Raw genomic sequence first — 24,417 nt, 5'->3', positions numbered from 1 at the left:
GTCTTTACAATACAGAATGATTGGGAGGACGTATTCATGAAATTCACTAAAATAAAAAATGCAGATGAACTGTTGTCACATGGAGACATTGAATCCCGTAGAGTAGTCTTGAAAATTACAGATGAAGTACTGAAACGCCTGGACTCCTACCATCGACTGAGAAGCTTTATATGCAGGGAAGGTAATATACTGCATATCGGAGATAGAGTGCTAAATCTGGACGAATATAAGAGGATATACGTTTTTTGTGCCGGTAAGGCTTCAAACAACATGGCACATGCCTTTGAGGATATCCTTGGAGACAGGCTTACCCAGGGCGTAGTAATTGTCAAAATCAAAGAACCTACTGATATTTATCAACGAACTGAATTATATGTGGGCGGCCATCCTCTACCTAACCTGGAAGGGGTTGAAGGTTGTAAAAGGATATTATCAATAGCCGATCAAATGGAATCTGATGACCTATTCCTTGTAGGTCTTTCAGGGGGTTGTACAGCCTTAATGGGATATCCTGTTGAGGGGATCACTTTGGAGGAAATGCAGGAAGCAACAGATTTAATGATAAAGTCAGGAATGTGGGTCATGGACATAAACGATGTTCGAGGGCACCTCTGCCAAATGAACAGGGGCAGACTTGGCCAACGTATTACGAAGGGAACACAAATAGAATGCTTCGAGATCTGGGATGCAGTTGGACTTGATGAAATGGAAGATTATACAAAACCGGTACCGATCATGGGCACACCTGTAGGCTATGATTTGGTAACATTTGGAGATATTATTAAGATTCTTGAAGAGCACGACCTTCTGGGCAAAATGCCTACAAACGTAGTGAACTACCTAATAAACGCCAAAACTGAACAAGAGACCCCTAAAACGGCTGGAAATGTAACCTATTATGTTATAAATACATTACCGGACGCATGTAATTGTGCATTGGAGGTTGCAGCAGAAATGGGCATCTATGCTGAGGTCCTGACCACCTATGCAGAGGGTGAAAGTAAAGACTATGGTGCCTTCATGGCTGGTCTGGCAAAGGAGATACTTAAGAATGACAGGCCCTTCAAGCAGCCATGTCTAATATTTTCTGGAGGAGAAACGACAACTTATATCCCTGATAACCAAGCAATCAAGGGACACGGCGGTCCTTCCCAGGAATTGACTGCAGGATTTGCACTTGTTGCAAAGGATGCCCCGGGAGCCTGTATGCTTTCCATCGATACTGAAGGGACTGATGGCACTACGACAATGGCAGGGGGTCTGACGGACTCTAAAACATATGACAGAGCTTTAACTGCTGGAATCAACTTAAGAAAAGCACTGAAAGAACATGCCGTAAACGAAGCTCTCTCAGCATTAGGGGAATGTATATATACCGGCAATACGGGTACTAACCTTTGTGATTTCAATGTTCTATATATTCCAGGGGTTCCAGAACTTACATCTTGAAAGAAGGGAAGCAAAATGAAAAATACAAGCATTAAATCATTAAAAGCAAGAGCAGGAATTGACTGCAAAGGAAAGCCAATTTTAGAAGTCGACATTTACACTGAAGAAGGGATCCTTGGCCGTGCGTCCTCACCCTCAGGGATTTCTGCTGGAGAACATGAAGCCTTTGTTCTTCGTGACAATGATCCAAGCTGGCACGACGGCAATGGGGTTTTCAAAGCAGTTGAAATGGCTGAGAAAACTGTGTTCCCAGCAATAAAAGGAATGGACGTTATGGACCAGAAGGCCATGGACGATTTTTTGTGTGATCTGGATGGCACACCCAACAAGTCAAAGCTAGGGGGAAATGTGACGTACAGTGTATCCTTAGCCGTGATGCGTGCTGCAGCCAACACTCTTCGACTTCCACAATACCGTTACTTAAATCCAGGCGAGATCAAAACCATCCCGATTCCAACTTCTGATATGTTCGCAGGGGGAAGCTACGAAAAGGGTACTATGCCTATGCAGGAATGTACAGTCATTCCTTACAAGGTAAACAGCATAGCAGAGGCGACTCATATTTTATGTAAAATGTACAAGATCCTTCCGGAAGTAATAAAGGAATACCAAGGCGGAAGAAGAGCTGAGCCAGGGATACAATCTGCTTTTGTGTGCCCCAGTCCTGACTTCATGGTAGCATTTGACCTTTTGTATGAAACGGCAGTACGAGCTGGCTGCCAGGACAAAATTGCTTTCCATGCAGACTGTGCTTTTAGTGAAATCTACATACCAGAACGAGGCACATATGATTACCTTGGTAAGGAGATGGATCTGGATGAAATGCTCGGTCGGTTGAAGGAGCTTACCGAAAAATATAATTTTCTATACATAGAGGACCCTGTTGATGAAAATGACTGGGATGGATGGGTAAAAGCCTCTAAGATCCTTAATAAAACAGTCTTATGTGGAGACGATCTGACTGTCACAAATATAACCTACCTGCAGAAAGCCTTGGATCTAGGTGCCTGTGGATCTTTTGTATTTAAGCCAAACCAAGTGGGGACCGTTACTGAAGCAATGGAAGCCCAGAAATTTGCAATAGATCATGGTATGTTTTCAGTGCCATCAATTCGAGCCGGAGGCGTCAACGATGATCCTGTTGCAGACATGGGAATAGCAGGTGGAGCTGCAGCAATAAAGCAAGGACCACCGAAAAATGGCCAAGCTATACACATCATTAACACCTTAACTAGAGCTGAAGAGGAAATCGTTGGATCGAAGCCATTTGATTTCAGCCCATTTATTAGATTTTAAAAAAGCAGTGGGGACTGTCCCCACTGCTTTTTATCAAGAATAAATTAAATGGTTTGCATAACTCAAAAACCAAAGATAAGATATAATCAATACAACATTAAGGAGTTGGTTCTAATGTATTCAGGAAACTATCCAATCAATGCGGTAAGACAGCTTTTCCCTGCACTAAAGAGAACCTACAAAGGCAAAACAGTAGCGTACTTTGACGGACCTGGAGGATCTCAGGTAGTAGGTACCTCAATAGAAGCGATCGCCAACTATATGAAGAATGGTGGGGCCAATGTTCATCAGCCATTTGCGTCAAGCATCGAAACTGACCAGTACATAATTGATGGAAAAAAAGCTATCGCTGACCTTGTCAATGCAAATTGGGAGGAAGTCGCATATGGTCCCAGCTCAACAAATCTGGCATTTAACATAGCAAGGTCCATAAGCCTGGACTGGAAGCCTGGAGATGAGATCGTAGTCACAGAAATGGACCACAGATGTAACGTTGACCCTTGGCTAACTGCTGCAAAGGACAAGGGAGTAACGGTTAGATGGCTTAAGGTAGATTTAAATACGCTAACTCTTGACCTCTCAGAGCTTGAATCAGTAATCAACGAAAAGACCGTCCTGGTGGCCGCTGGACTGGCTTCAAATGGTGTAGGAACTGTCAACGATGCCAAGAGAATCAGCTTGAGAGCCAAAGAAGTTGGAGCATTATTCTCACTTGATGCAGTACAGGCCGTTCCTCATATATACGTCGACAGAGACTATTACGACGCTGACATACTTTTCTGCTCGACCTATAAGTTCTTTGGACCCCATATGGGAGCAGCAATAATCAAGAAGGAGCTTCTCGAGTCCCTCAAAGCGTACAAGCTTGTCTGTGCGATGGACGACATCCCTTTCAAACTGGAGCTTGGAACCCAAAACCACGAAGGCATAGCAGGGATAGAGCCTGCAGTTGAGTTTATTGCATCCTTTGGAAAGGGCGAGACTAGAAGAGAAAGGATCATTTCAGGCTATGAGGTCATGGAAGAATATGAAAACTTCCTCGCAGATAAGCTTAGAAGTGCACTTAAAGAGATTCCCCAAATAAAGCTATATCAGGCTCCTGACGACGTCAGGAAAACTCCGACTGTATCTTTTACCATTGAAGGTATGAACTCAGGTGATGCAGTTAGGTGGATTATTGAAAACTACTCGATATTCGTTGCCCACGGTCATTTCTATGCAAGTACATTGGCTGAAGTACTTGGTATCAACGAAAACGGGGGCTGGATAAGGGCCGGGTTCGAGCCATACAACACAGAAGAAGAGATCGATGAATTCATAAAGGCAGTAAAAGAGCTAATAGCTAAATAACCTTTGATGATCAATAGAGCAGTCCTGCGAATAAGCTTCCAGGGCTGCTTTTGTCATCACCGTGACAAACTTAAAAAATATGTGTAAGTGGGTTGATCATTTTGATAAAATCGTTCCAAGAGGTCTAAACATAAACAAACACAGGGAGGATCCAGTCTATGAGAAACCGAATAATTTCGATGATGCTTGCTTTTGCAATTATTCTTAGCCTAAGTGCATGCGGCTCACCGGAGACAACTAATGTTAGTAAAGAACTTGAACCAGTAACTGTAGGAAGAGATCCTGAGCCGGAATCTCTCCAGGCAGCCAATGAAGCTACTACGATTGCCCTGAAGCAGTACATACACGCCAGGCTTGCCACAGAAATCTATATGTCACTAGATCCTTCTTCGATGACCATGGAGGAGCTGGCACAGATGGCTGACGAGGTGCTTCTTACATGGGAGAATGCAGAGGCTTTGTCTGCAGCCGCGGAGGATCTTACAAATAGAGCTGTGAAGGTTCTTGAGACGGCAAGCATAAATAAGAGCAATAATGAACTGAATGCAAACTCAGTACTTAAAAGGATAATAAGGCTTTCAAAGAGCTCTGGATCCATAGCATATGCAGCAGGTACAGCGAGAAAGCTTGACCCGCAAACCTGGGCAGAAAATCTGACCAAGCAATACGATGCTCTTAGAGGTGGTCAAAGGTACCAGCAGCTGGCAAGTCAGCTGGGAACGGACGCAAGAACAGCATATGAGCAGATGGCTCTGGCACAAAAGATAATCCGCGATTCAGCAGCGCTTGAGGAAGCAGAGGCAGATGTAAATGCCTGGACTGAGAGCATAAATTATCTTCAAGGCGTTAAGACAGCGAGCAAGGTAGGAGTATTCGTTGTAGGCACCATAGTCACCGGAGGAGGAACGGTAACTGCCTTAGGAAGCAGCAGTATGACTCTAGGTACTGCGACAGGTGTAATCGTTGGCGGTGCTGACTGCATAGTAGATATCGGTGCAACAGGAAGCAGCATAATCCTCGGTGAAAACAACCAAGTAACAGTAGGCTTCAATGACCTTAAGGATAAGCTGGCTCCGATTTCAGCAGTGGTTGGACTAGCTGGCTTCAATGCAGCGGAAACAGGTGAGCAGTTGTCATATATCGGAGATTCGCTGGTAGACTGGTTCTATGAGGGTAAGTTCATGGGAGTAAAGGTGGATAATGGCGACGTTACAGCACGGATCCTTGACAGCGCAGGCAAAGAGGCCCTCAAATCAGCACTGGTGGCAATAGGGTATGTATTCCCAGAAGAGACTAAAACTATTAAGGATCTAGTGAAAGAATATAAGGATTCTGTGGACCTAGATAGTGTATGGAAGGAAATGGAGATCCTTATATCAGAGATGGGAAAAATTGAAAGCAGTGAAGGGATTTCAGGAGTCATACCAACCGAAGCAGGAAATGTAGCAGAAGAAGTTCCCTCATCAACCAATAATGAATTTAGTATTTTTGGTAAATATAATGTTGTCACTACAGCTGAAGACGGGGGAACTGACTCCTTGACAGTAACCTTAACAGACAGAGGCAACAACATAGTTAGATGGACATCTGACGACGATGATTATACAAATATGTCCTACGATGAGAGCACTAATACTCTACATTATGAAGAGGAAGCCTGGGTTGTAAATGTAGTATTCAAAGATTCAGAAGGCACGGTGAAAGGCAGTGGCTATATGAGTGGAGTGATTTGGGAGCAGGAGTTTAATGTTAAACTTGACTTCACAAAAATATCAGATTAATACTTATTAAGTTAATAATATGTAAGAAAAAAGCAGATCCGAATTCCAAGGATTTGCTTTTATGTTTCTACGACAGTCAGGTCTACTCATATTCCTTAATTATATTGATCACAGAAATAAAATCCTCCTCCTTATCATTTTTTGCGAGGGTAACATTATCGTGAAATGTAACTGTTATTTTATTATATGGAAGAGGTATTTTGAAATTATCCCATCGATTTTTAAGTACTATTTTCCTTCCGATAGTTACTGAAATTGGTATTATGCTTCGTTTCAGTAAGTAAGCGATTGCAAAAGGAAAAATTTTCGGTACATGATAAGGACCAAGGGGACCATCGAGCGAAATGGCTAAATCAGAGTTATCTCCAGACATCCTCCTGACTAGACCTAGTACATATGTACCTTTGCTATTGCTGGTATCTGGCATTCGATAATTGCCATAACCAAATTTCTGACATGTCTCAGCAATAAAATCCCCTCTTCTATCCTTGGTCGTAATGACCAATAAGTTTCGCCCATTCAATGCAGGGTATAGGGAAAAACTATCACCATGCCAGAATGCAAAAACGACGCATTCTCTAGCAAGACTCTCAATCCCATCAAACCCAATGTAATCAAGTTTACTGGTTTTATATACGAAACTTATATATTTATACATAATACTGGAAACAAAATCAGAAATTATGTTTTTAAATGTTTTTTTCATTGTGATTCTCCTTCTGCAATATCACAGTCTTATAAAAGGCAGCTAACTTCTCCGTTAATGCCTCAATAGAGTAGCTATGAGCGAAAACCTCAGCATTAGAGGCAAGTTGAGAACGGAGAATTTGATCATCTACCAATATAGACACCTTATCTGACCACTCTACTAGGTCAGGAGCTGTTTTAAAGCCATTTATCTGATCTACTACCACGTCATCTGTGCCGCTGGATCTTATACATACGACAGGGCAGCCTCCAGCCATGGCTTCAAGCAATACCATTCCTTGAGTTTCTGACTGCGATGAGAAGACAAATAAATCGGACGCAAGGTAATATAGTGGAATAAGCTCCGGTGGAATACTCCCACAAAGTATTATATGTTGGCTCATCCCAATATTGTTTATTTTATCAGTCAGAGCTTCTTTCTCAGGACCATCGCCTATAATTATGCACTTAAATTTAGTTTTCGTTATATCAGAAACCATTTTAATACCATCGACTATAAACTCAGCATTCTTTTCGGGCGAAAGCCTAAAAACAGAGCATAATAGAACTTCATCCTCATTAACATACCTATTTCTAATATTATTTACGTTTGCTATATCCGCATTAAGGTATGAATCGATATCGATTCCAGTTGGCATTACAAGCTTAAGTCTGCTTACGCCAACATTCTCCAAGTACTCTTTAGCAGATTGTGTTGGAGCTATTACTCCATCACATTTTTGTGCAAATCTCTTTATCATTTTATGAGACAAATAATTTTTGAAAATCAATTTCCCAAATGGAAGGTTCTCAGAGTATTTTTCAAGTCTTGTATGATATGTCAATACAACGGGAATAGCTCCTTTTATTCCGAGATTTAAGCCCTTTTTACCCATCCAAAATGCATGATGGACATGGACGATATCAAACTCGTACTTACTGAATTCCTTTTTGATAAACGGAGAATATATATTAGCGATTGCAAAATTAAAATTACCTGTTTTACTATATTTTAATAATGGACAACGGACTACATCCTCATAAAGACCATTGCCAGAAGGATACTCAGGAGAAAATATAACAACCCTATGACCCAATCTCCTTAGAGCTCCTGCGAACCTATGGATAGAGATAGGAACACCCCCAATAAATGGCAGGTAATTGTTTGTGAACATCGCAATTGTAAGAGTTCGGTTTGAGAATTGATCTTTGCTTTCAACTGAAAAGTCTCTATAGTAGTCTGTATCCTTAGATATTTTGTCATATATTGCCAAGCTGAAAATTAGGGAAAGTGACAAGACTATTACTATATTACTGAATTGCACAAAAAATAAGGAGCGTATACCATACCAAAGTCCAACCCAAGCTCTAACCAGAGGGCTTGAGGAACTTGGAGTAACCTTCATGTACTCCAGAGATGTTGAGCTCCCTGATACATGACAAATCAAGTAGCCATAATCAACGCTATCAGCAATACCGCCTGCTTTACCATTGGAGTAGTACCTGACGTTCTCGATTATTCTTTCACTGTAAGAATCTCCAGTATAAAATACTGAAGTAACCCCATAATCTGAAAATAGCCGGGTCAATCCGCCTAAGTAATCTATCTCTTTGTTATTGCCATTATTAATTGGGAATTTATCCATCACCACAAATATATTATCGTATTTTGAGGCTTTGTTTAGCTCTTCGATTAACCAGCTTTCTTGAATCTCAAGGGATGTAATTTCTGTTGAATCAAGAAAAATGAAGTAGGTTTTATCATAAAAGAATGAAAAGTAAGATGGACCGAAATGCTTGTAATACCTCATGTACCCGTTATCAGACACCTCATTGCCACCAATACCAATAATACTAGGACTATTCAAGGATTTTAGAGTCTTATTTAAAATTCGATATTTCTCTTCTGCACCATCCAACACTGAATCGCCTGTGGAAATTAGAAAGTCTATATCTTGACGCCCATTGATCTGTGGTATTATTTTATCTCTAAAAACGTCATTTGAGTTCTTAATAGAGCTCACGACTGCAAATGAGAAAGGTCCATCCTGGTCGGATTCTTTCAAAGAATGAATATTTATGAAGTTATGATCTTTAAAGTCAGTCTCATCTAAATGGAGGTATATCTTATAAATGCTGCTGATTATAATCATAAAAATCAGTACCGCTATTACCCTTTTTAGAACAACTCGCTTCAAAATAGAACACCGCTTTCTGATCTTATTTTCTCAATAATGCCATTATAAAATGAAAAATTGCAGTAGCTCCAAAACTAAAAATTGCTATTGAGAGTGGCTTTCCCATAACTATAACTCTAAGGAAATAACTGAACTTCATTTTAGTCAAGCCCGCCAGATAGCACAAATAGTCGTCAGGAGCTCCAGGCAGGAATATAGCTGCGGTGAATACCTTATTAAATTTATCTTGGTCACTTATTAACTCAAGGTTCTTTTCAAGCAACGATTTGCCTATCATTTTCTTTGTTATGGACAATCCAAATTTTCTGGATAAAGCAAAATTTATACAAGACCCTGTGCATATTGCCAAGTAATTGTATAAAAATCCTAAAAATGGCCCAAAAAGAACAATCCCAACAATTCCTCCAAGGGTAGTAGGCATAAAAGGAACCATAACTTGAATGATCTGAATTATAATAAACACCAATGCTTCCCAAGCTCCAAAGCCTTCGAGATACTTCTCAAAGGATGTAGCGGAATCAAGTACACCCTGCTTGTATAAATTAGATGCAAAAACTCCAATAGCTATAAGAGATATTAATAGTCCAACACTGATCAATTTGTTCATATTTTTCATGGCAAAACATCAAACTCCATATTCAGCAATTATTTTTCAAATCTGATATAAGTATAAAAGGACAAATCAAATCCAAATAATAAGTTAAAGCATTAAATTCATTCTGTCATTGGTTTGGTAAATTCTTTGAGTCTACGGTTACTGCTATTAAAACTGCAGAGAGTATACCAAGCAATCCTCCTAGTATAAATGGAGAATTAGAACCGAGTTTGTCCCATAAAAGTCCTGCAATAATAGATGATAAAAGCAGTCCAAAGCCCTGGAGCATACCGTAAATCCCTAGAATCGTACCATTAAGATCCTCTGGAGCATTTTCGACAATAAAAGCTCTTTCAGCCCCACTGACCAAAGCATTATATGCTCCATATGTAATAAAAAGGATAATTATAGAAATTTTGGATGACAAAATGGCAAACCCTAGATACACTACCCCATATATCAAATATCCAGGAATTAGTATCTTGCTCCTTCCAAATCTATCCGATAACTTGCCAGAAGGTATTGCCAATGCAGAAGCTGAAATATTGAATAATAAGTATAGTAAAATTACTTGCGAAGCAGAAAATCCTCTTTCCTGAGCTTTTAGGAGCAAGAAAGCATTGGATGAATTACCTAAACAAAATATAAAGATTATACCAAGATATATTTTTAATCTGTCATCTAACCTCAGTCCCTTAAATCTAAGCTTTTGGCGATTGGCTTTCTTATTCTTATCTTCCTTTACTGCGGGTATTATTATGATACCCATTATTGCAGGTATGATTGAAAACAAAAATGCTTCATGAAAACCGTAATTCGTTGCTACAAAAAAATAGGCGAATATAACACCAAGAGCTGAACCTGCCATATCAAGCATTTTATGCAGACCAAAAGACCCACCAAGATTGTTTTTGTCGCTTGATTGGGCAACCAGAGCGTCTCTTGGTGCAGTTCGAATGCCCTTTCCTGTACGATCGATAACTCTAGCTGCTAGAACACCTGTCCAGGAGGATGCAAGAATCAGGAAAATCTTATAAACTACAGATGCGGAATAGCCCACGAAAGCCAAATTTTTCTTATTATGGTATACATCTCCGATATAACCGCTGAAAACCTTCAGCATAGAAGCAATACTTTCGGCTATGCCCTCGATTACTCCTACTATTGCTGGTGAAGCGCCAAGGGTTGCTGTCAAATAAAGAGGCACCAGAGGGTAAACCATTTCTGTGCTCATATCCGCAAATAAACTCACTAATCCTAGCAATACAATGTTTGAAAAAATCTTTCTATTTTTCATATTTACACCTAAAATTCTTTTAGTTTATGAATCTAACGATAAGCCTTTAATTTTATAAAATCAAGGTGTTAATAGCATAATTTGAATTAATAGGCCATTTTTAGTTTGATATTAGTCTAATTGATGGGTATTAACTGCTTATGATTGTATTATATTATGTTTTCAGGGGGAATAGATGTGAACTTCATTCCATATTGGATGCAGGCAGCATTTTGGGGAGGCTTAGCAGGAAGTGCACTTATCATAGGTGCTATAATTGGATGCTTTTGTAATCTCAAACAACGGTTAGTAGCTTCAGTTATGGCTTTTGGTAGTGGAGTATTGATTTCAGCTCTCTCCTTTGAACTTATACAAAAGGCATTCGAGAAAGGTGGGTTCAAATCTACTGCGGTCGGATTTATTATGGGAGCAGTGGTTTATACTATTGCTAATTATTTCGTATCCAAGAGAGGTGCAAAGCATCGTAAAAGATCAAACCTGAAGGGTAAGTCGCACCTCGACACAAGTGATGCAGGCGCACTATCCATAGCTATAGGAGCTTTTATCGATGGAATACCTGAGTCCTTTGTTATAGGTCTTAGCATAATTTCTGGCGGCACTATAAACCTAGTAACTGTATTAGCAATATTCATTTCAAATATACCGGAAGGCCTTTCAAGCTCGGCGGGAATGAAGAGAGCAGGAAGAAGCCTGAAGTATATCTTTTCAATTTGGGGCTCAATATCACTTACGAGTGCAATCGCCTCAGCTTCAGGCTATATGATTTTTCAGGGCGTGGGTCCGGTAGTGGTTTCTATGATGTTAGCAGTTGCAGCCGGAGCTATACTGGCAATGATTGTTGATACTATGATACCTGAAGCATTTGAAGAAACACATGACTTTGCGGGACTTATTACAGCTTTGGGTTTCTTGAGTGCATTTATGCTTGGTAACCTTTAGACAAAAATGGATCCATACTTACGAAAGATTAAATTATTTAGCTATTGACAGCTGGAGTTGTGTCTGCTAAAATGAACAGTGTTCAGTATAGAGGAGGCGCTCATATGAACAAAACTGTGACATCAAAAGAATCGATTTTAGCAGCTTGTAAAGATCTTGTAGCTGAGTCGGGTATGGCTGCTCTTAATATGCGAAACGTTGCGAAAAAGTGTGGTGTAGCTGTTGGATCCGTCTACAATTATTTTCCATCCAAGGATGATCTAACAATAGCTGCAGTGGAATCCATATGGTCCGAAATAATTAGTTATGATGAAGATGAACCATATAATTTAAGCTTTGAGGATGCTGTCACCAGACTGTTTGAAAACGTTCAAAAAGGATCTAAGAAATATCCTATTTTTCTAATTATCCACTCCATGCGTATGCTGGATGTAGATAAGGAAAAGGGTCGCGCGGTCATGATAAGTTTTTTCATAGAGATAGAGCATCATTTACTCAAGTCTCTTAATGATGATCCAAATGTTGATCAAAGTGTCTTTGATGCAACTTTTACCAAGGAGGAGTTCATACATTTTGTCTTTTCAAATATTCTTTCTCTGAATGTGAGTAGGGAACCAGACAGTAAATTCCTGATATCAGTTATTAGACGCACAATTTATTAAATTAAAGATGACCCACCTATGGTGGGTTTTCAAAGAAGCTTTAATGAACAATGTTCAATATCAAAAGGAGGCAGTTACATGCAAGCATTTTTCGAAACACATTTTGATGCGGCCTATCTATCAACTGTTATTTTAATGGGCGTATACATGGTCAAAAAATCAAGAAATAAAAAGCAATATCTTTTATTTGGCTTAATGGCCTTGATACTTGGTCTCGGTGACTCATTCCACTTAATTCCGCGTGCAGTAGCTCTTAACAGCAGTGGGCTGGAGAACTTCACTGCAGCTCTTGGAATAGGCAAGTTTATTACTTCCATAACGATGACAGGATTTTATGTTATTCTTTACTATGTTTGGAGAAATAGATACAGCATCAAGGGCAAGAACTATCTAACTATTTCTGTTTATGCCTTATCTATAATCAGGATACTATTATGTCTATTTCCCCAGAATGGATGGACGAGTTCAAATCCCTCAATTGCATGGGGAATCTATAGGAATATTCCATTTTCGATTTTGGGATTGCTTATAATAATTCTTTTCTATACAAGCACTATAGGAGGAGTGGACAAGCCGTTCAGGCATATGTGGCTGACCATAGTACTAAGCTTTGCATTCTACATTCCAGTTGTTTTATGGGGTGATGCATATCCCCTAATAGGAATGCTAATGATTCCTAAAACTTGTGCCTACGTCTGGACAATATGGATAGGATATAGCGACTTGAAAAGGCAACTTGGCCAAATGAAGTCAATAACTCCCTGTCTGACCAAGTAAAACCTGAAACATAGTATTAAAAAAGAGACGACTTCAGGTTATAATTTTCCTAAAGTCATCACTTTTTTGTTATGCTAGATCGAACCTGTCCGCATTCATTACCTTGTTCCATGCAGCTACGAAATCCTTGGCAAACTTTTCTTGTGCGTCGTCACTGCCGTATACTTCAGATATTGCTCTAAGCTGTGAATTTGAGCCAAATATCAAATCAACTCTTGTTCCAGTCCACTTAAGTTCCCCAGTAACTCTGTCACGTCCCTCGAAAACATCCTTATCCTCTTCAGTAGGCTTCCATCCAGTCGCCATGTCTAAAAGATTAACAAAGAAGTCATTGGTCAATGTCTCAGGCCTCTTTGTAAACACACCGTGCTGAGAGCCTTTGTAATTAGCGTTTAGGACCCTCATACCACCAATAAGAACAGTCATCTCCGGTGCTGTAAGAGTAAGAAGTTGAGCCTTATCGACCAATAATTCCTCCGCACAGACCGTGAATTTTGACTTTTGATAGTTTCTGAAGCCATCAGCTTTTGGCTCTAGTACGTAGAAGGAGTCTATGTCAGTTTGCTCCTTGGTGGCATCTGTTCTTCCCGGGAAGAATGGCACTTCAAGCTCCATCCCTGCATTCTTTGCTGCCTGCTCAACTCCTGCACAGCCCCCAAGAACAATAAGATCTGCCAAAGAAACCTTTTTACTGCCAGACTGTGATGCGTTGAACCCTTCTTTTATCTCCTCCAGCTTTGCAAGTATTACCTTAAGCTGAACAGGTTGGTTGACCTCCCAATTCATTTGAGGCTCCAGCCTTATCCTCGCTCCATTGGTTCCACCACGCTTATCTGATCCTCTGAAGGTCGATGCAGATGCCCATGCTGTCGAAACGAGCTGTGAAATGGACAATCCCGAGGCCAGAATTTTCTCTTTAAGTACCCGAATATCATCGTCATTTATCAGCTCATGGTCGACCGGCGGTACCGGATCCTGCCATACCAGATCCTCCTCAGGAACCTCGGGACCAAGATACCTTGACTTTGGTCCCATATCTCTATGAGTAAGCTTGAACCACGCTCTGGCGAAGGCATCCTGAAATTCTTCGGGATTATCCCTATATCTCTTTGCAATAGGATTATATATCGGATCCATCCTCAAAGACAGGTCTGCAGTAGTCATAATAGGTGTATGGGTCTTAGTCGGGTCATGTGCATCCTCGACAGTCTTGGCTGCCTCAGGATCAGTAGGAATCCATTGCCATGCTCCTGCAGGACTCTTAACAAGATCCCAATCATATTTGAACAAGGTCTCCAGGTACCCCATGTCCCACTTGGTTGGATGTGGCTTCCATGCTCCTTCAATGCCGCTGCCTATAGCATCGCCACCCTTGCCGCTTCCAAAAGTGCTTTTCCAGCCCAGTCCCATCTCTTCTATAGGAGCAGCCTCAGGCTCTCTGCCGACATGTGTTGCGGGACCTGCTCCATGACATTTACCAAAGGTATGCCCTCCGGCTATAAGCGCCACAGTCTCCTCATCATTCATTGCCATTCTTGCAAAGGTCTCTCTGACGTCCTTGCCTGACGCCAGCGCACTTGGCTGTCCATTAGGACCTTCGGGATTTACGTAGATAAGCCCCATCTGTACTGCAGCCAACGGATTCTCCAAATCTCTTTCACCGGAATATCTCTTGTCTCCAAGCCATTCAGTCTCGGAACCCCAATACACGTCCTCCTGAGGCTCCCACACGTCCTCACGACCACCGGCAAAGCCAAAGGTCTTAAGTCCCATCGACTCAAAAGCGCAGTTTCCTGCAAGGATCATCAGATCAGCCCAGGATATGCTCTTTCCATACTTTTTCTTGATCGGCCACAATAATCTTCTAGCTTTGTCCAGGTTGACATTATCCGGCCAGCTGTTTAGAGGTGCAAATCTCTGTGTGCTGTCTGAAGCGCCGCCTCGTCCATCGCCCATTCTGTATGTACCAGCGCTGTGCCATGCCATACGAATGAAAAGAGGTCCATAGTGACCATAATCAGCAGGCCACCAATCCTTTGAATCTGTCATTAGCGTGTATAAATCTTCCTTTAAAGCTTTAAGATCAAGCTTCTTGAATTCCTCAGAATAATTGAAATCCTTACCCATCGGATCGCTAAGCTCCGAGTTCTGGTGCAGCATTTTAAGGTTCAGTTGATTAGGCCACCAATCCTTATTGCTGGTGCCTCCGCCTGAAATGCTTTTCCTGGTATGACCGGTAACGGGACATTTCATCTCTTCCATAAAGCTACCCTCCTTTAACGGTTTGATTTATTGCTTTATATTGACGAAGTATTAATACCCATTATAATATTTCTGAGCAACAATTTTTAAATAACTAGACTTATGATCGACGTCCCAAGAGATTGCAGATCTAGATTTCTGGGCATCAATATCAATACATCATAGTAAATCGTTGACTTGCAAAAAAATGTAATCTTGTGTAGTATTTTGATTGCAGGGAAGTATAGTTGATTATAAGGAGCGTGGGGTATGAAAAAGAAGGTTGATTTGATAGGAGTACAGGTTGACTGCGGGGCATCCAAGGTAGGAGCATCCATTGGACCGGTTGCAATAAGAATTGCAGGGATCTGCGAGGGAATAAAGAAGCTTGGTTATGAGCTGGAGGACAAGGGAGATATAATCCAGCCTAAGGGAGGAGCAAGCTCTGAAAAGCTAAGAAACCATGAATCAGTTATATCAACATGCAAATCACTCTATGAAAGCACCCTCGAATCATTAGAGCAAGGAGCCTTTCCTGTGGCTATCGGTGGAGATCACAGCCTGGCAGCCGGCAGCATATCAGCAACTCTCAAGCACCACAAGGGAAATGTAGGCGTTATTTGGATAGATGCCCACGGCGATTGGAATGACGAGGTGATAACAGAAACCGGAAACATGCATGGGATGTCCTTCTCAGCAGTATGCGGTCATGGACCGGATGTAATGGTAGACTACGGGCAAGGACCGGTATATGCGGATGTAACCAAATGCGTGCAAATAGCAGGAAGAGATATAGATCCAGAGGAAGCAAGGAAGATGAAGGCAGCAGGCTTAAACGTATTTGCAATAGATACTATCGATAAGCTTGGAATGCAGGAAGTAATGAAGAGAGCTATAGAGATAGCGTCAAACGGCACCGATGGTATCCACTTAAGCTTTGATATCGACTCGCTTACACCAGAGGCAGCTCCCGGAACGGGAACAAAGGTCCACAGTGGTTTGACCATAAGAGAGGCATTCCTTGCAGTGGAAATGCTTCATGAGTCTGGGAAGCTTCTGGCTATGGATATGGTGGAGGTTAATCCGATTCTGGATATTTCCAATAAGACGGCAAAGCTTGCAAGCGAGCTTGTACTTTCTGCTCTTGGCAAAGTCGTTTATTAATATTGTAAAATTTATGGCTGCAGCTAACGCTGCAGTCTTTTTTATATTAAATATCAAATACAATAAAACGGGGTATAAATATACTGTAAAATATTGACAAGTAAATCGTATCCTTCCAAGGGAGTGTTTTAAATGAAAAGAGCTGCCTTTAACAATAAGATGTTGGCAAAGCTTGTTATAATTTTATTGACTCTAGTATTTATGACAATATTTATCGAGGAGGTAATGATCAACTGGATCCCCTTTACAGTGGGACTTGCTGCTGCAATCGGAATCATAATAGTTTTGAAGAAAAAGGATGCACCAGGAATAATCAAATTTATGCTTGCTACCCTTGCCGGTACATTCGCAGTAGCCCTTGGATTAGCTCTATTCCTCCCAACACTTGGTATTGGTATGGGTTTTTCAGTCAAGGACAAGCTTACTGAGGAACAAGCAGGTTCACCAAGAGAAACGCCAATAAATAACGGAGTAATTTCTGAGGCTGGCAACTACATTTTCTACATAGAACCAGAATCAGGAGTAATGCCAGGGGATCACCTGGTTGGAAAGCTTATAAGAAGAGACAGGGATTGGACAAACAGGACAGAGCTTACCACTACAATGGTCAGCTACATTATGGTCCACGATGACCTTATCTACTACTCAGACGCATTGAAAGGTAATTATCTGTACAGCATGAAGTTTGATGGTTCTGAAAGCTCTCTTGTATTACAAAAAAGCATCAATGCCTGTGAAATAGAGGATGATATTATTTACTACAGTGTGTTGGATGGAATGTATAAGACCAAGCTTGGCAGCATGGAATCTGTCAAGCTTCAATCAAAGGGAGGCTATCCAGTTATTTCGGGAGATTGGATATATTATTCAGACTCGCAAGGCATACTCAACAGAGTGGATAAGGATAGCACCGAAGATCAGAAGCTGATAGAAGATCAAGATGGATTCTTTATTGGAGAAGATCAAATATTCTACATCAATTTATCTGAGTATACTGAAGGCTATGGATACCAATTGAAGCTTTTTAGCTGCAATCTGGACGGAGCTGATCAAAAGGAAATTAAAACCCTTGAAAGAGTAGGCAGTGCAATGTTTGGAGAGGGATACCTGTACTGCCAGCTTTTGAAACCGGATGGCAGGATCGAGAAGGGAATATTCAGAGTAGGTTTGGATGGTTCAGATCCTCTGAGAATGAACAAGGCCGTCATATGGTCCTGGGACTATATTCTAGGCGATTGGGCTTATGCTCTCCAGTACAGTGGAGACAGGTACAGGATCAAGTTGGATGATAACATTGCAGTAAGGTTTGAATAGTATAATCAAATTCGAGGGGTAACTAGACCCCTCTTTTTTTATTCAATATCCTGTCCAAACAACCATTTATTGATAATTGATATCCATAAAGGAATTGAATTTTTATAAGCCAGAATATTATGTTAACCTTTAAACGAAAACATTCTAAAGAGGAGAGATAAAATGAGACCAATAGTAATGGAAGAAGTAGAAGCACTGCGAGGAGTCAACTCAGTTAAGGTAAAGGAAGCACATGAAGCAGGAAGAAAAATCGTAGGTATGTACTGTGTATTTTCACCATCAGAGATTGCTCTGGCGGCGGATGCCATATCGGTAAGCTTATGCGGTACGTCACAAGAACCCATTGAAGAAGCAGAAAAGGAGCTTCCAAGAAACCTTTGTCCACTTATAAAATCAAGCTATGGATTTGCGATCACCGACAAGTGCCCGTACTTCTATTTTTCAGATGTTTTGTTAGCTGAGACTACCTGTGATGGAAAGAAAAAAATGTATGAGCTTATGGGCAAGCTAAAGCCGATGCATGTAATGAACTTGCCTCAAACAGCAAATGACGAGGATTCACTTGAATTCTGGAAGAGAGAAATGGTAAAATTCAAGGGATTCCTAGAAAATCAATTCAATACTGAAATAACTGATGATAAGCTGAGAGATGCAATCAAGCTAATGAATAGAGAAAGAAATGTTATGAAGAAGCTGCATAAACTGAATGCGCACAAGCCGGCACCGCTTGCAGGAACCGACATGATGAAGGCTCAATGGCTCAAGGGCTTCAATATAGATAAGGAAGCTGGCATTGAGCTGATAGAAAGATTGATTGCAGAGGTTGAAGATAGAGTAGAAAAAGGAATATACGCATTCGATGAAAAAGCACCAAGAATACTTCTTACAGGCACTCCAATAGGCGTGGGCTCAGACAAGGTACTAAAGGCACTTGAAGAAGCAGGAGCTTCTGTAGTAGCATTTGAAAACTGTACAGGCTACAAAGGTCTTGATGTAATGGTAGATGAAGATAAAGACCCAATAACGGCACTTGCAGAAAAGTACTTATCGACACCTTGCTCATGTATGACAAACAATAATGGAAGACTTGATCTCATTCGCAGAATGGTAGAGGAATACAAGGTTGACGGGGTTGTGGATTTGACCTGGCAGGCATGCCACACTTATAATATTGAGTCATATACTGTCAAGAAGTATGTTCAGGAGGAGCTTGGGCTTCCTTTCATACAAATTGAGACAGATTATTCTGATTCAGATACTGGGCAAGTGAAGGTCAGGGTTGAAGCTTTCCTGGAAACTCTTGACAGCCATAGCTTAGTATAATTAAGGATGAAGGAAATGGATTTTATTGGTATAGATATTGGATCAACTGCAGCCAAGGTCACAGTATTTAATGAGAAGGCCTTAGTTGACAGCTATGCCCTGCCTACAGGCTGGAGCAGCGTAGAAACCGCTGAAGCTATTAGAATTAGGCTGGAAAAGGGAGGCGTTGACCTTAAGTCTTCAAAGATAGTGGCTACAGGCTATGGCAGAATATCCGTCCCCTATGCAGATAAGACGGTTACAGAAATTACCTGCCACGGAGTTGGTACGAGCTACCTATTCGGAAATAACGCAACTGTAATAGACATTGGAGGTCAGGACACAAAAATTATCACTCTGGCTGACGGCAAGGTTACTGATTTTGTAATGAACGATAAGTGTGCTGCAGGCACAGGGAAATTTCTGGAGTTGATGGCCAATACCCTGGGAGTTGGGATCGAGGAGCTTGCCCTTATGGCGCTTGAGGGAGAGAACATTTCAATCACCAGCATGTGCACAGTCTTTGCAGAATCAGAGGTCATATCACTTATTGGATCTGGAACAAAGAGAGAGAGCATTGCCAGGGGAATAGTGAACTCAATCACCGGCAGAGTATACGCTCTGCTGCACAAACATGGGGTTAAAGAGCCTGTTTTTCTGACTGGCGGCCTCTGTGAGGTGGAACCTTTTGTTCATCTGCTCTCTGACAAGCTTGGTACCCCGGTAAAAACAAACTCTATGGCAAGATATGCGGGATCTATCGGAGCTGCACTCATCGCCAGGAAAATATAACTGAAATCTACTACATCATGCCAGCACCTACTCACGGTGTTGGCTTTTTTTCAACATTATGATAAGATTAAGTGTGAGAAATGGGTATGTATCTCCGGGAAAGGGGAATGGTAAATGAAAATAAACTTTAGTATAGAGGAAGCAGTTAGGAAGAGATACAGCGTAAGAAATTATTCTGATATTGAGATCAGTGAACAAACGATGAGCTCCATAAGAGAATTTATAAGCAACCTGTCTAATCCCTTTGGTCCTAAGGTCGTATTCCACTACCTGGATATCAACGGTAATCAGGAAAGCCAGAAGCTTGGAACTTATGGAGTAATAAAAGGTGCAAAGAAATATATCGGTACAACTATAAAGGACGAACCCCTTGCCCTGGAGGCATTAGGTTATGAGATGGAAGTGCTTATGCTTTACCTTGCCAGCCTGGGACTTGGTACATGCTGGCTTGGAGGGACCTTCGACAGAGAGGGCTTTGCGACTGCCATGAAGGTAGATAAGGGAGAGTTGTTCCCGGCAATAACACCATATGGTTATCCAGCAGATAAGAAGCATATCAAGGAAGTGGCTATGAGGACACTGATAAAGGCAGATCAACGGGTAGAATGGAGCAAGATATTTTTTGAAAATGACCTTAACTCACCTTTGAGCGAGGGGCAGGCGGGTGAGTACGCATTTCCGCTGGAAATGCTTCGACTTGGACCGTCAGCATCCAACAAACAGCCCTGGAGGATCGTTCTCCAAGGTGGAGCCTTCCATTTCTACGAGGATAAGGAGCCGGGCTACAGCGATCGCTTCACCTACGATATACAGAAGATAGATATTGGCATTGCAGCAGCACATTTTGACCTTGCAGCTAAGGAAAAAGGACTTAAAGGAGTGTTTGTAGTAGAGGAGCCTGAAATAGAGCTTCCGAAGAATATGCTATACTCATTTTTATGGAGGTTGCAATAATAGCTTTGGTGCAGTAAACGAGGTGTAAAATGAGACCAAAGGAAACATATGAAAGATACGCATTCGATAAAGATAGTCAGGCATATATAATACCTGTGGCATTGGACGACTATAACGATGTATTCGACGACTGGGATCCATCCCCATTTAAGTTGAGAGACATAGAGGATGAATTCCTTGATTTTCTCTGGGATTCAGTCGAAGACATTCCAAGGAAGTACCCGCTGATATTCGAATTTTCGATCCCAAAGGAGCTCAAGAATGAAGCTAAGGAAAGGCAGCTCATAAGCGCACTTGGTCACCAATTCGACTACATGCTCTCAAAAAATGCCAGAAAAAGACGTCATGAAAGGTTGGAGGAAGTTAAGTACTTTGTTTTTGCGATCACATTTTTCTTGATTTCTTACCTATACCCATTTGATTCCGAGCTTTTTATATCAAGGGTAGTCACAGAGGGCGTTTTTATTGGCGGTTGGGTGTTCATGTGGGAGGTCATCTCCAACATATTCATAGAATCCAGAGAACTGAACGAAGAAAAAACCATCGTTAAGCGCTTCAAAAGTGCTACAATTAGATTTGTTGAAAGGTAATACAGTCATAAAACTTCATGGAAGAGGTGTATTGGGAAATGTTCAGGGAAATGAGAAGGATAAAGCAGCTGCTTTCAACTGAGGATGTAAATGCAATCATGGAAAGATGCACAAACGGTATACTTGCATGCATGGGAGATGAAGACTATCCTTATGCAGTACCTGTAAGCTATACATATACCGAAGGCAAGATCTATATCCATTCTGCAAAGGCAGGGCACAAGATAGATGCAATCATAAAGCACCCAAAGGTATCCTTTACAGTAGTAGATGAGGATCAGATCGTAAGTGCTGAATACACCTCCTATTTTAGAAGCGTCATAGCCTTCGGAAAGGCAAGGTTAGCCGAGGGAGAAGAAAGACTTGAAGCTTTTCGTGATCTTGTTGAAAAGTACTCAGGAGATCAACCGGAGCAGTCTAAAAGGGATTCAATTGAAAAGTGTACTAATTCTCACATGATCGCCATAGATGTTGATCACATAACAGGCAAGGAAGCGATAGAGTTCGTAAGGATGAAGGAATCTAAATAGAAAGTACTGAAAAGTCCCCTAAACAGGGGACTTTTTTTCATACTAAAATACCTTAATTTTTCTCAAGATCCCCTAATACACTCATGACAGTACTCATAAACTGAAGATTTCCCCAAAGCATTACTCTTATTATGTTCTCAGGCATTATATACTGAGAAGTCATTGAGGTATGGCCGTCCTCCGGATTTTTGGCCTGCAATAAGCCTATGACCCAGTTAATGGTTTGAACTGCCTCAGCCTCATTATTAACGGGTATATCGATAACAGCAGATACCCTGGTCTTCTTGAGAGAATCCTCGATTATTGTCTGCATTCCAGGTGAAGCAGTAGTCTCTATCACACCATCTGTACCCTCGACAAAAACACTCAGGTCATGTCCTGTTACCCTCCATGCCTTCCCTACCTTTTGAGCCTTAAGCTTTCCTTCCCTGATATACCTTTGTATAGTCTTAGGATGCATATCGATCAGTGAAGCAACCTGCTCTACTGAATAATACGTTTCAATCATAATAATCACTCCCTTATATTCCTAAAAATTCCTTATAAATACATAATAAGTAATAATAAGTAATATGTCAAGAACATTTTAAGGAACAATAAAAATAAATTGAATGTTTAAAAACAGAAAGAAATTAATCGACAAATCACGTATAATTAATTTGTAATATATAGTAGACGATATTAATGAGGAGGTGCAGGAATGGAAGACAAAGAAAAATGGGAAGCCATAATAAGCAACAATAGGGAAGTAGACGGTAAGTTCTACTACGCAGTAAAGACAACCGGGATATTTTGCAGACCTTCCTGCAGCTCAAAACAGCCCTCAAAGCAAAATGTATTGATCTTTAATACAAGAGAAGACGCGATTTCTGCAGGCTTCAGACCCTGCAAAAGATGCAGACCGGATCTTGACGAATACGATCCTGTGGCAGACATGGCCAGTGAGATCAAAAGAATAGTTGAATCAAACGGATTCAGCAAGGAGCTGTTGGAGGATAGTTTGAGATCCCTTGGGATCTCAAGACAAAGACTTTCACAGATATTCAAAAATCATTACGGGAAGACGATTAACGAATACTCTAATGCTCTAAGACTTGAGGCTGCAAAGGATAAGCTCAAGAATTCTGACGAACAGATAATTGACATAGCTTACTCGCTGGGCTTTGAAAGCATATCAGCCTTCTTCACCTTCTTTAGAAAGCTAACTGATATGACTCCCGGTGAGTACAGAGAGATGGATAAGGCTTCAAATGAAGGGATCATGTTCAGCATATACGATACAAGCTTCGGGTCTGTAACCATAGGTGCAATAAGTTCAGGCATTAGAACGGTCCAATTCGGAGAAAGAGTACCAGCTGGTGTAAAGCAGAACAGAACAAGCTTAAGTAATATAGCAGCTCTTGAACTGGATGAATACCTATTGGGCAATAGAAAGCAATTCGACGTACCAATAATATATGAGGGCACCCCGTTTCAAAAGCAGGTATGGAATGAGCTTCTAAAAATCCCATATGGAGAAACCAGAAGCTACAAGGATATCGCAGCAGCCATAGGAAACCCAAAAGGAGTAAGGGCAGTAGGCATGGCGAACAACAAAAACAAGCTGATGGTGCTGATACCCTGTCACAGAGTGATCGGTGCAAACGGAGCGCTTGTAGGCTATGCAGGCGGGATCGAGTTGAAGGAAAAACTCCTTAGGCTTGAAAGAGACAATAAGTAATTTATTGGACATAAAAACTTTAAGGGAGAGGTTGCCAGATGACAAAGACTTACTTCAACCCAGGCTGCGGCTTAAGCATTTATAAGCCGGAGATGGAAAACAGGATCCTTGATTTTTTAAACACCAACTATGGAGAGGTGGAGCTCCACAAGATATGCTGCCATCATGATCCGCAGCTTGAAGAAGGCTCGATGATAATCAATGTTTGTGCAGGCTGCGACAGAAGGTTCCGAAGCCTCTACGAGGGCATAACAACAAAGTCTCTTTATGAGATCATCGATGAACTGGATTCCTTTCCATACCCGGACCACAGCGGCCTTAAAGTGTCCGTACACGACCCATGTCCAATAAGAGAGAAGCCTCAGATCCATGAAGCAGTACGAAGTATACTGGGCAAAATGAATATTGAGATCGAAGAAACAGAATTCCACGGGACGCGCTCCATTTGCTGCGGTGATGATTTCTACCCAAGCCTACCCTTGGACCAAATCCATGCACACATGCATAAACGGGCAAAATCCATGCCATGTGACGACGTATGCGTATACTGCATATCCTGCATAAAATCCATGCACATCGGAGGCAAAAATCCAAGGCATCTGCTGGATCTAATGCTTGGAGAATCCACTGAACCGCAGATCTATGACACAGTCGAATGGCATGACCAGCTTCAGGAATACATAGACGCACATTAAACACTACCCCCGGTCCACTAGATCCGGGGATTTTATTTGCATATTCATTTGAGATTCTTTATATTTACCACTATAATATTAATT

Annotated in this window: 22 protein-coding genes; 16 read left to right on the top strand and 6 right to left on the bottom strand. The window is 41.2% G+C overall.

The features are described 5' to 3' along the window. The first annotated feature begins 36 nt into the window (after positions 1 to 36). From AC4PHB_RS09995 to AC4PHB_RS09980, 4 genes are all read left to right on the top strand, one after another. A complete protein-coding gene (locus tag AC4PHB_RS09995; RefSeq protein WP_492136287.1) occupies positions 37 to 1,449 on the top strand; it encodes a glycerate kinase type-2 family protein in 1,413 nt (470 codons plus the stop codon). A 15-nt stretch (positions 1,450 to 1,464) separates the two neighbouring features. Beyond that, positions 1,465 to 2,745, top strand: a complete 1,281-nt coding sequence (gene eno / locus AC4PHB_RS09990; protein ID WP_492136286.1) for a phosphopyruvate hydratase — start codon at positions 1,465 to 1,467, stop codon at positions 2,743 to 2,745. A 114-nt stretch (positions 2,746 to 2,859) separates the two neighbouring features. Further along, entirely contained in the window at positions 2,860 to 4,095 is a 1,236-nt protein-coding gene (locus tag AC4PHB_RS09985; RefSeq protein ID WP_492136285.1) for a cysteine desulfurase-like protein, read from the top strand. Positions 4,096 to 4,253: 158 nt separating this feature from the next. Next, complete coding sequence (locus tag AC4PHB_RS09980; protein WP_492136284.1) at positions 4,254 to 5,876, top strand: hypothetical protein; 1,623 nt, start codon at positions 4,254 to 4,256, stop codon at positions 5,874 to 5,876. A gap of 82 nt (positions 5,877 to 5,958) precedes the next feature. Here AC4PHB_RS09980 and AC4PHB_RS09975 read toward each other — a convergent pair whose 3' ends face one another. The 4 genes from AC4PHB_RS09975 to AC4PHB_RS09960 form a co-directional block, all read right to left on the bottom strand. Next, positions 5,959 to 6,582 carry a lysophospholipid acyltransferase family protein gene (locus tag AC4PHB_RS09975; protein ID WP_492136283.1) on the bottom strand — a complete coding sequence of 208 codons (624 nt, stop codon included), beginning with the start codon at positions 6,580 to 6,582 and terminating at the stop codon, positions 5,959 to 5,961. Beyond that, positions 6,566 to 8,716, bottom strand: coding sequence for a glycosyltransferase (locus AC4PHB_RS09970; RefSeq protein ID WP_492136282.1), 2,151 nt, complete (start codon positions 8,714 to 8,716; stop codon positions 6,566 to 6,568). Before AC4PHB_RS09970 ends, AC4PHB_RS09975 begins: the two co-directional genes overlap by 17 nt. A gap of 67 nt (positions 8,717 to 8,783) precedes the next feature. Beyond that, positions 8,784 to 9,368, bottom strand: coding sequence for a TVP38/TMEM64 family protein (locus AC4PHB_RS09965; RefSeq protein ID WP_492136281.1), 585 nt, complete (start codon positions 9,366 to 9,368; stop codon positions 8,784 to 8,786). Positions 9,369 to 9,483: 115 nt separating this feature from the next. Next, complete coding sequence (locus tag AC4PHB_RS09960; protein WP_492136280.1) at positions 9,484 to 10,653, bottom strand: MFS transporter; 1,170 nt, start codon at positions 10,651 to 10,653, stop codon at positions 9,484 to 9,486. Between the two features lie 177 nt (positions 10,654 to 10,830). Here AC4PHB_RS09960 and AC4PHB_RS09955 point away from each other — a divergent pair, with 177 nt between their 5' ends. The 3 genes from AC4PHB_RS09955 to AC4PHB_RS09945 all read left to right on the top strand — a co-directional run bounded on the left by AC4PHB_RS09955 (position 10,831) and on the right by AC4PHB_RS09945 (position 13,031). After that, positions 10,831 to 11,592, top strand: a complete 762-nt coding sequence (locus tag AC4PHB_RS09955) for a ZIP family metal transporter (RefSeq protein ID WP_492136279.1) — start codon at positions 10,831 to 10,833, stop codon at positions 11,590 to 11,592. Positions 11,593 to 11,696: 104 nt separating this feature from the next. Next, on the top strand, positions 11,697 to 12,254 hold the full coding sequence (locus AC4PHB_RS09950; protein WP_492136278.1) for a TetR/AcrR family transcriptional regulator: 558 nt from the start codon (positions 11,697 to 11,699) through the stop codon (positions 12,252 to 12,254). A gap of 78 nt (positions 12,255 to 12,332) precedes the next feature. Beyond that, positions 12,333 to 13,031: a hypothetical protein gene (locus tag AC4PHB_RS09945; protein WP_492136277.1), complete on the top strand. Its 699-nt coding sequence runs from the start codon at positions 12,333 to 12,335 to the stop codon at positions 13,029 to 13,031. A gap of 69 nt (positions 13,032 to 13,100) precedes the next feature. Here the strand turns inward: AC4PHB_RS09945 and katG are convergent, their stop codons facing one another. Beyond that, a complete protein-coding gene (katG, locus tag AC4PHB_RS09940) occupies positions 13,101 to 15,293 on the bottom strand; it encodes a catalase/peroxidase HPI (protein WP_492136276.1) in 2,193 nt (730 codons plus the stop codon). Positions 15,294 to 15,542: 249 nt separating this feature from the next. Between katG and rocF the strand changes: the two genes are divergently transcribed. The 7 genes from rocF to AC4PHB_RS09905 all read left to right on the top strand — a co-directional run bounded on the left by rocF (position 15,543) and on the right by AC4PHB_RS09905 (position 21,918). Next, complete coding sequence (rocF, locus tag AC4PHB_RS09935) at positions 15,543 to 16,436, top strand: arginase (protein WP_492136275.1); 894 nt, start codon at positions 15,543 to 15,545, stop codon at positions 16,434 to 16,436. A 132-nt stretch (positions 16,437 to 16,568) separates the two neighbouring features. After that, positions 16,569 to 17,750, top strand: a complete 1,182-nt coding sequence (locus AC4PHB_RS09930; RefSeq protein WP_492136274.1) for a DUF5050 domain-containing protein — start codon at positions 16,569 to 16,571, stop codon at positions 17,748 to 17,750. A 162-nt stretch (positions 17,751 to 17,912) separates the two neighbouring features. After that, positions 17,913 to 19,073 (top strand): double-cubane-cluster-containing anaerobic reductase, encoded by a 1,161-nt coding sequence (locus AC4PHB_RS09925; RefSeq protein ID WP_492136273.1) that lies wholly within the window; start codon positions 17,913 to 17,915, stop codon positions 19,071 to 19,073. 15 nt (positions 19,074 to 19,088) lie between these two features. Beyond that, complete coding sequence (locus AC4PHB_RS09920; RefSeq protein ID WP_492136272.1) at positions 19,089 to 19,844, top strand: acyl-CoA dehydratase activase; 756 nt, start codon at positions 19,089 to 19,091, stop codon at positions 19,842 to 19,844. 114 nt (positions 19,845 to 19,958) lie between these two features. After that, on the top strand, positions 19,959 to 20,798 hold the full coding sequence (locus AC4PHB_RS09915; RefSeq protein WP_492136271.1) for a nitroreductase family protein: 840 nt from the start codon (positions 19,959 to 19,961) through the stop codon (positions 20,796 to 20,798). 29 nt (positions 20,799 to 20,827) lie between these two features. Beyond that, positions 20,828 to 21,388: a hypothetical protein gene (locus AC4PHB_RS09910; RefSeq protein WP_492136270.1), complete on the top strand. Its 561-nt coding sequence runs from the start codon at positions 20,828 to 20,830 to the stop codon at positions 21,386 to 21,388. A gap of 38 nt (positions 21,389 to 21,426) precedes the next feature. Next, positions 21,427 to 21,918: a pyridoxamine 5'-phosphate oxidase family protein gene (locus tag AC4PHB_RS09905; protein ID WP_492137766.1), complete on the top strand. Its 492-nt coding sequence runs from the start codon at positions 21,427 to 21,429 to the stop codon at positions 21,916 to 21,918. 52 nt (positions 21,919 to 21,970) lie between these two features. Here AC4PHB_RS09905 and AC4PHB_RS09900 read toward each other — a convergent pair whose 3' ends face one another. Beyond that, entirely contained in the window at positions 21,971 to 22,426 is a 456-nt protein-coding gene (locus AC4PHB_RS09900; protein WP_492136269.1) for a helix-turn-helix domain-containing protein, read from the bottom strand. Between the two features lie 192 nt (positions 22,427 to 22,618). Here AC4PHB_RS09900 and AC4PHB_RS09895 point away from each other — a divergent pair, with 192 nt between their 5' ends. Both AC4PHB_RS09895 and AC4PHB_RS09890 read left to right on the top strand, forming a co-directional pair. Beyond that, the gene (locus AC4PHB_RS09895) at positions 22,619 to 23,638 is read left to right on the top strand and encodes a bifunctional transcriptional activator/DNA repair enzyme AdaA (protein ID WP_492136268.1); all 1,020 of its coding nucleotides are present in this window, start codon (positions 22,619 to 22,621) and stop codon (positions 23,636 to 23,638) included. Between the two features lie 38 nt (positions 23,639 to 23,676). Then, on the top strand, positions 23,677 to 24,333 hold the full coding sequence (locus tag AC4PHB_RS09890; RefSeq protein WP_492136267.1) for a hypothetical protein: 657 nt from the start codon (positions 23,677 to 23,679) through the stop codon (positions 24,331 to 24,333). Positions 24,334 to 24,417 lie beyond the last annotated feature (84 nt).

It is taken from the genome of Gudongella sp. QWL-04 (genome assembly GCF_058683975.1).
The sequence above is the reverse complement of the archived record's forward strand: the minus strand, read 5'-3'. Positions and strand labels throughout refer to the sequence as shown.

Excerpts from the sequence above, each read along its gene's own strand:
- AC4PHB_RS09965 (WP_492136281.1), bottom strand. The coding sequence starts at position 9,368 with ATGAACAAATTGATCAGTGTTGGACTATTAATATCTCTTATAGCTATT.
- AC4PHB_RS09895 (WP_492136268.1), top strand. The coding sequence starts at position 22,619 with ATGGAAGACAAAGAAAAATGGGAAGCCATAATAAGCAACAATAGGGAA.
- AC4PHB_RS09910 (WP_492136270.1), top strand. The coding sequence starts at position 20,828 with ATGAGACCAAAGGAAACATATGAAAGATACGCATTCGATAAAGATAGT.
- rocF (WP_492136275.1), top strand. The coding sequence starts at position 15,543 with ATGAAAAAGAAGGTTGATTTGATAGGAGTACAGGTTGACTGCGGGGCA.
- AC4PHB_RS09985 (WP_492136285.1), top strand. The coding sequence starts at position 2,860 with ATGTATTCAGGAAACTATCCAATCAATGCGGTAAGACAGCTTTTCCCT.
- katG (WP_492136276.1), bottom strand. The coding sequence starts at position 15,293 with ATGGAAGAGATGAAATGTCCCGTTACCGGTCATACCAGGAAAAGCATT.
- AC4PHB_RS09950 (WP_492136278.1), top strand. The coding sequence starts at position 11,697 with ATGAACAAAACTGTGACATCAAAAGAATCGATTTTAGCAGCTTGTAAA.
- AC4PHB_RS09930 (WP_492136274.1), top strand. The coding sequence starts at position 16,569 with ATGAAAAGAGCTGCCTTTAACAATAAGATGTTGGCAAAGCTTGTTATA.
- AC4PHB_RS09975 (WP_492136283.1), bottom strand. The coding sequence starts at position 6,582 with ATGAAAAAAACATTTAAAAACATAATTTCTGATTTTGTTTCCAGTATT.
- AC4PHB_RS09995 (WP_492136287.1), top strand. The coding sequence starts at position 37 with ATGAAATTCACTAAAATAAAAAATGCAGATGAACTGTTGTCACATGGA.
- AC4PHB_RS09915 (WP_492136271.1), top strand. The coding sequence starts at position 19,959 with ATGAAAATAAACTTTAGTATAGAGGAAGCAGTTAGGAAGAGATACAGC.
- eno (WP_492136286.1), top strand. The coding sequence starts at position 1,465 with ATGAAAAATACAAGCATTAAATCATTAAAAGCAAGAGCAGGAATTGAC.
- AC4PHB_RS09900 (WP_492136269.1), bottom strand. The coding sequence starts at position 22,426 with ATGATTGAAACGTATTATTCAGTAGAGCAGGTTGCTTCACTGATCGAT.
- AC4PHB_RS09925 (WP_492136273.1), top strand. The coding sequence starts at position 17,913 with ATGAGACCAATAGTAATGGAAGAAGTAGAAGCACTGCGAGGAGTCAAC.
- AC4PHB_RS09945 (WP_492136277.1), top strand. The coding sequence starts at position 12,333 with ATGCAAGCATTTTTCGAAACACATTTTGATGCGGCCTATCTATCAACT.
- AC4PHB_RS09970 (WP_492136282.1), bottom strand. The coding sequence starts at position 8,716 with ATGATTATAATCAGCAGCATTTATAAGATATACCTCCATTTAGATGAG.
- AC4PHB_RS09905 (WP_492137766.1), top strand. The coding sequence starts at position 21,427 with ATGTTCAGGGAAATGAGAAGGATAAAGCAGCTGCTTTCAACTGAGGAT.
- AC4PHB_RS09920 (WP_492136272.1), top strand. The coding sequence starts at position 19,089 with ATGGATTTTATTGGTATAGATATTGGATCAACTGCAGCCAAGGTCACA.
- AC4PHB_RS09890 (WP_492136267.1), top strand. The coding sequence starts at position 23,677 with ATGACAAAGACTTACTTCAACCCAGGCTGCGGCTTAAGCATTTATAAG.
- AC4PHB_RS09980 (WP_492136284.1), top strand. The coding sequence starts at position 4,254 with ATGAGAAACCGAATAATTTCGATGATGCTTGCTTTTGCAATTATTCTT.
- AC4PHB_RS09960 (WP_492136280.1), bottom strand. The coding sequence starts at position 10,653 with ATGAAAAATAGAAAGATTTTTTCAAACATTGTATTGCTAGGATTAGTG.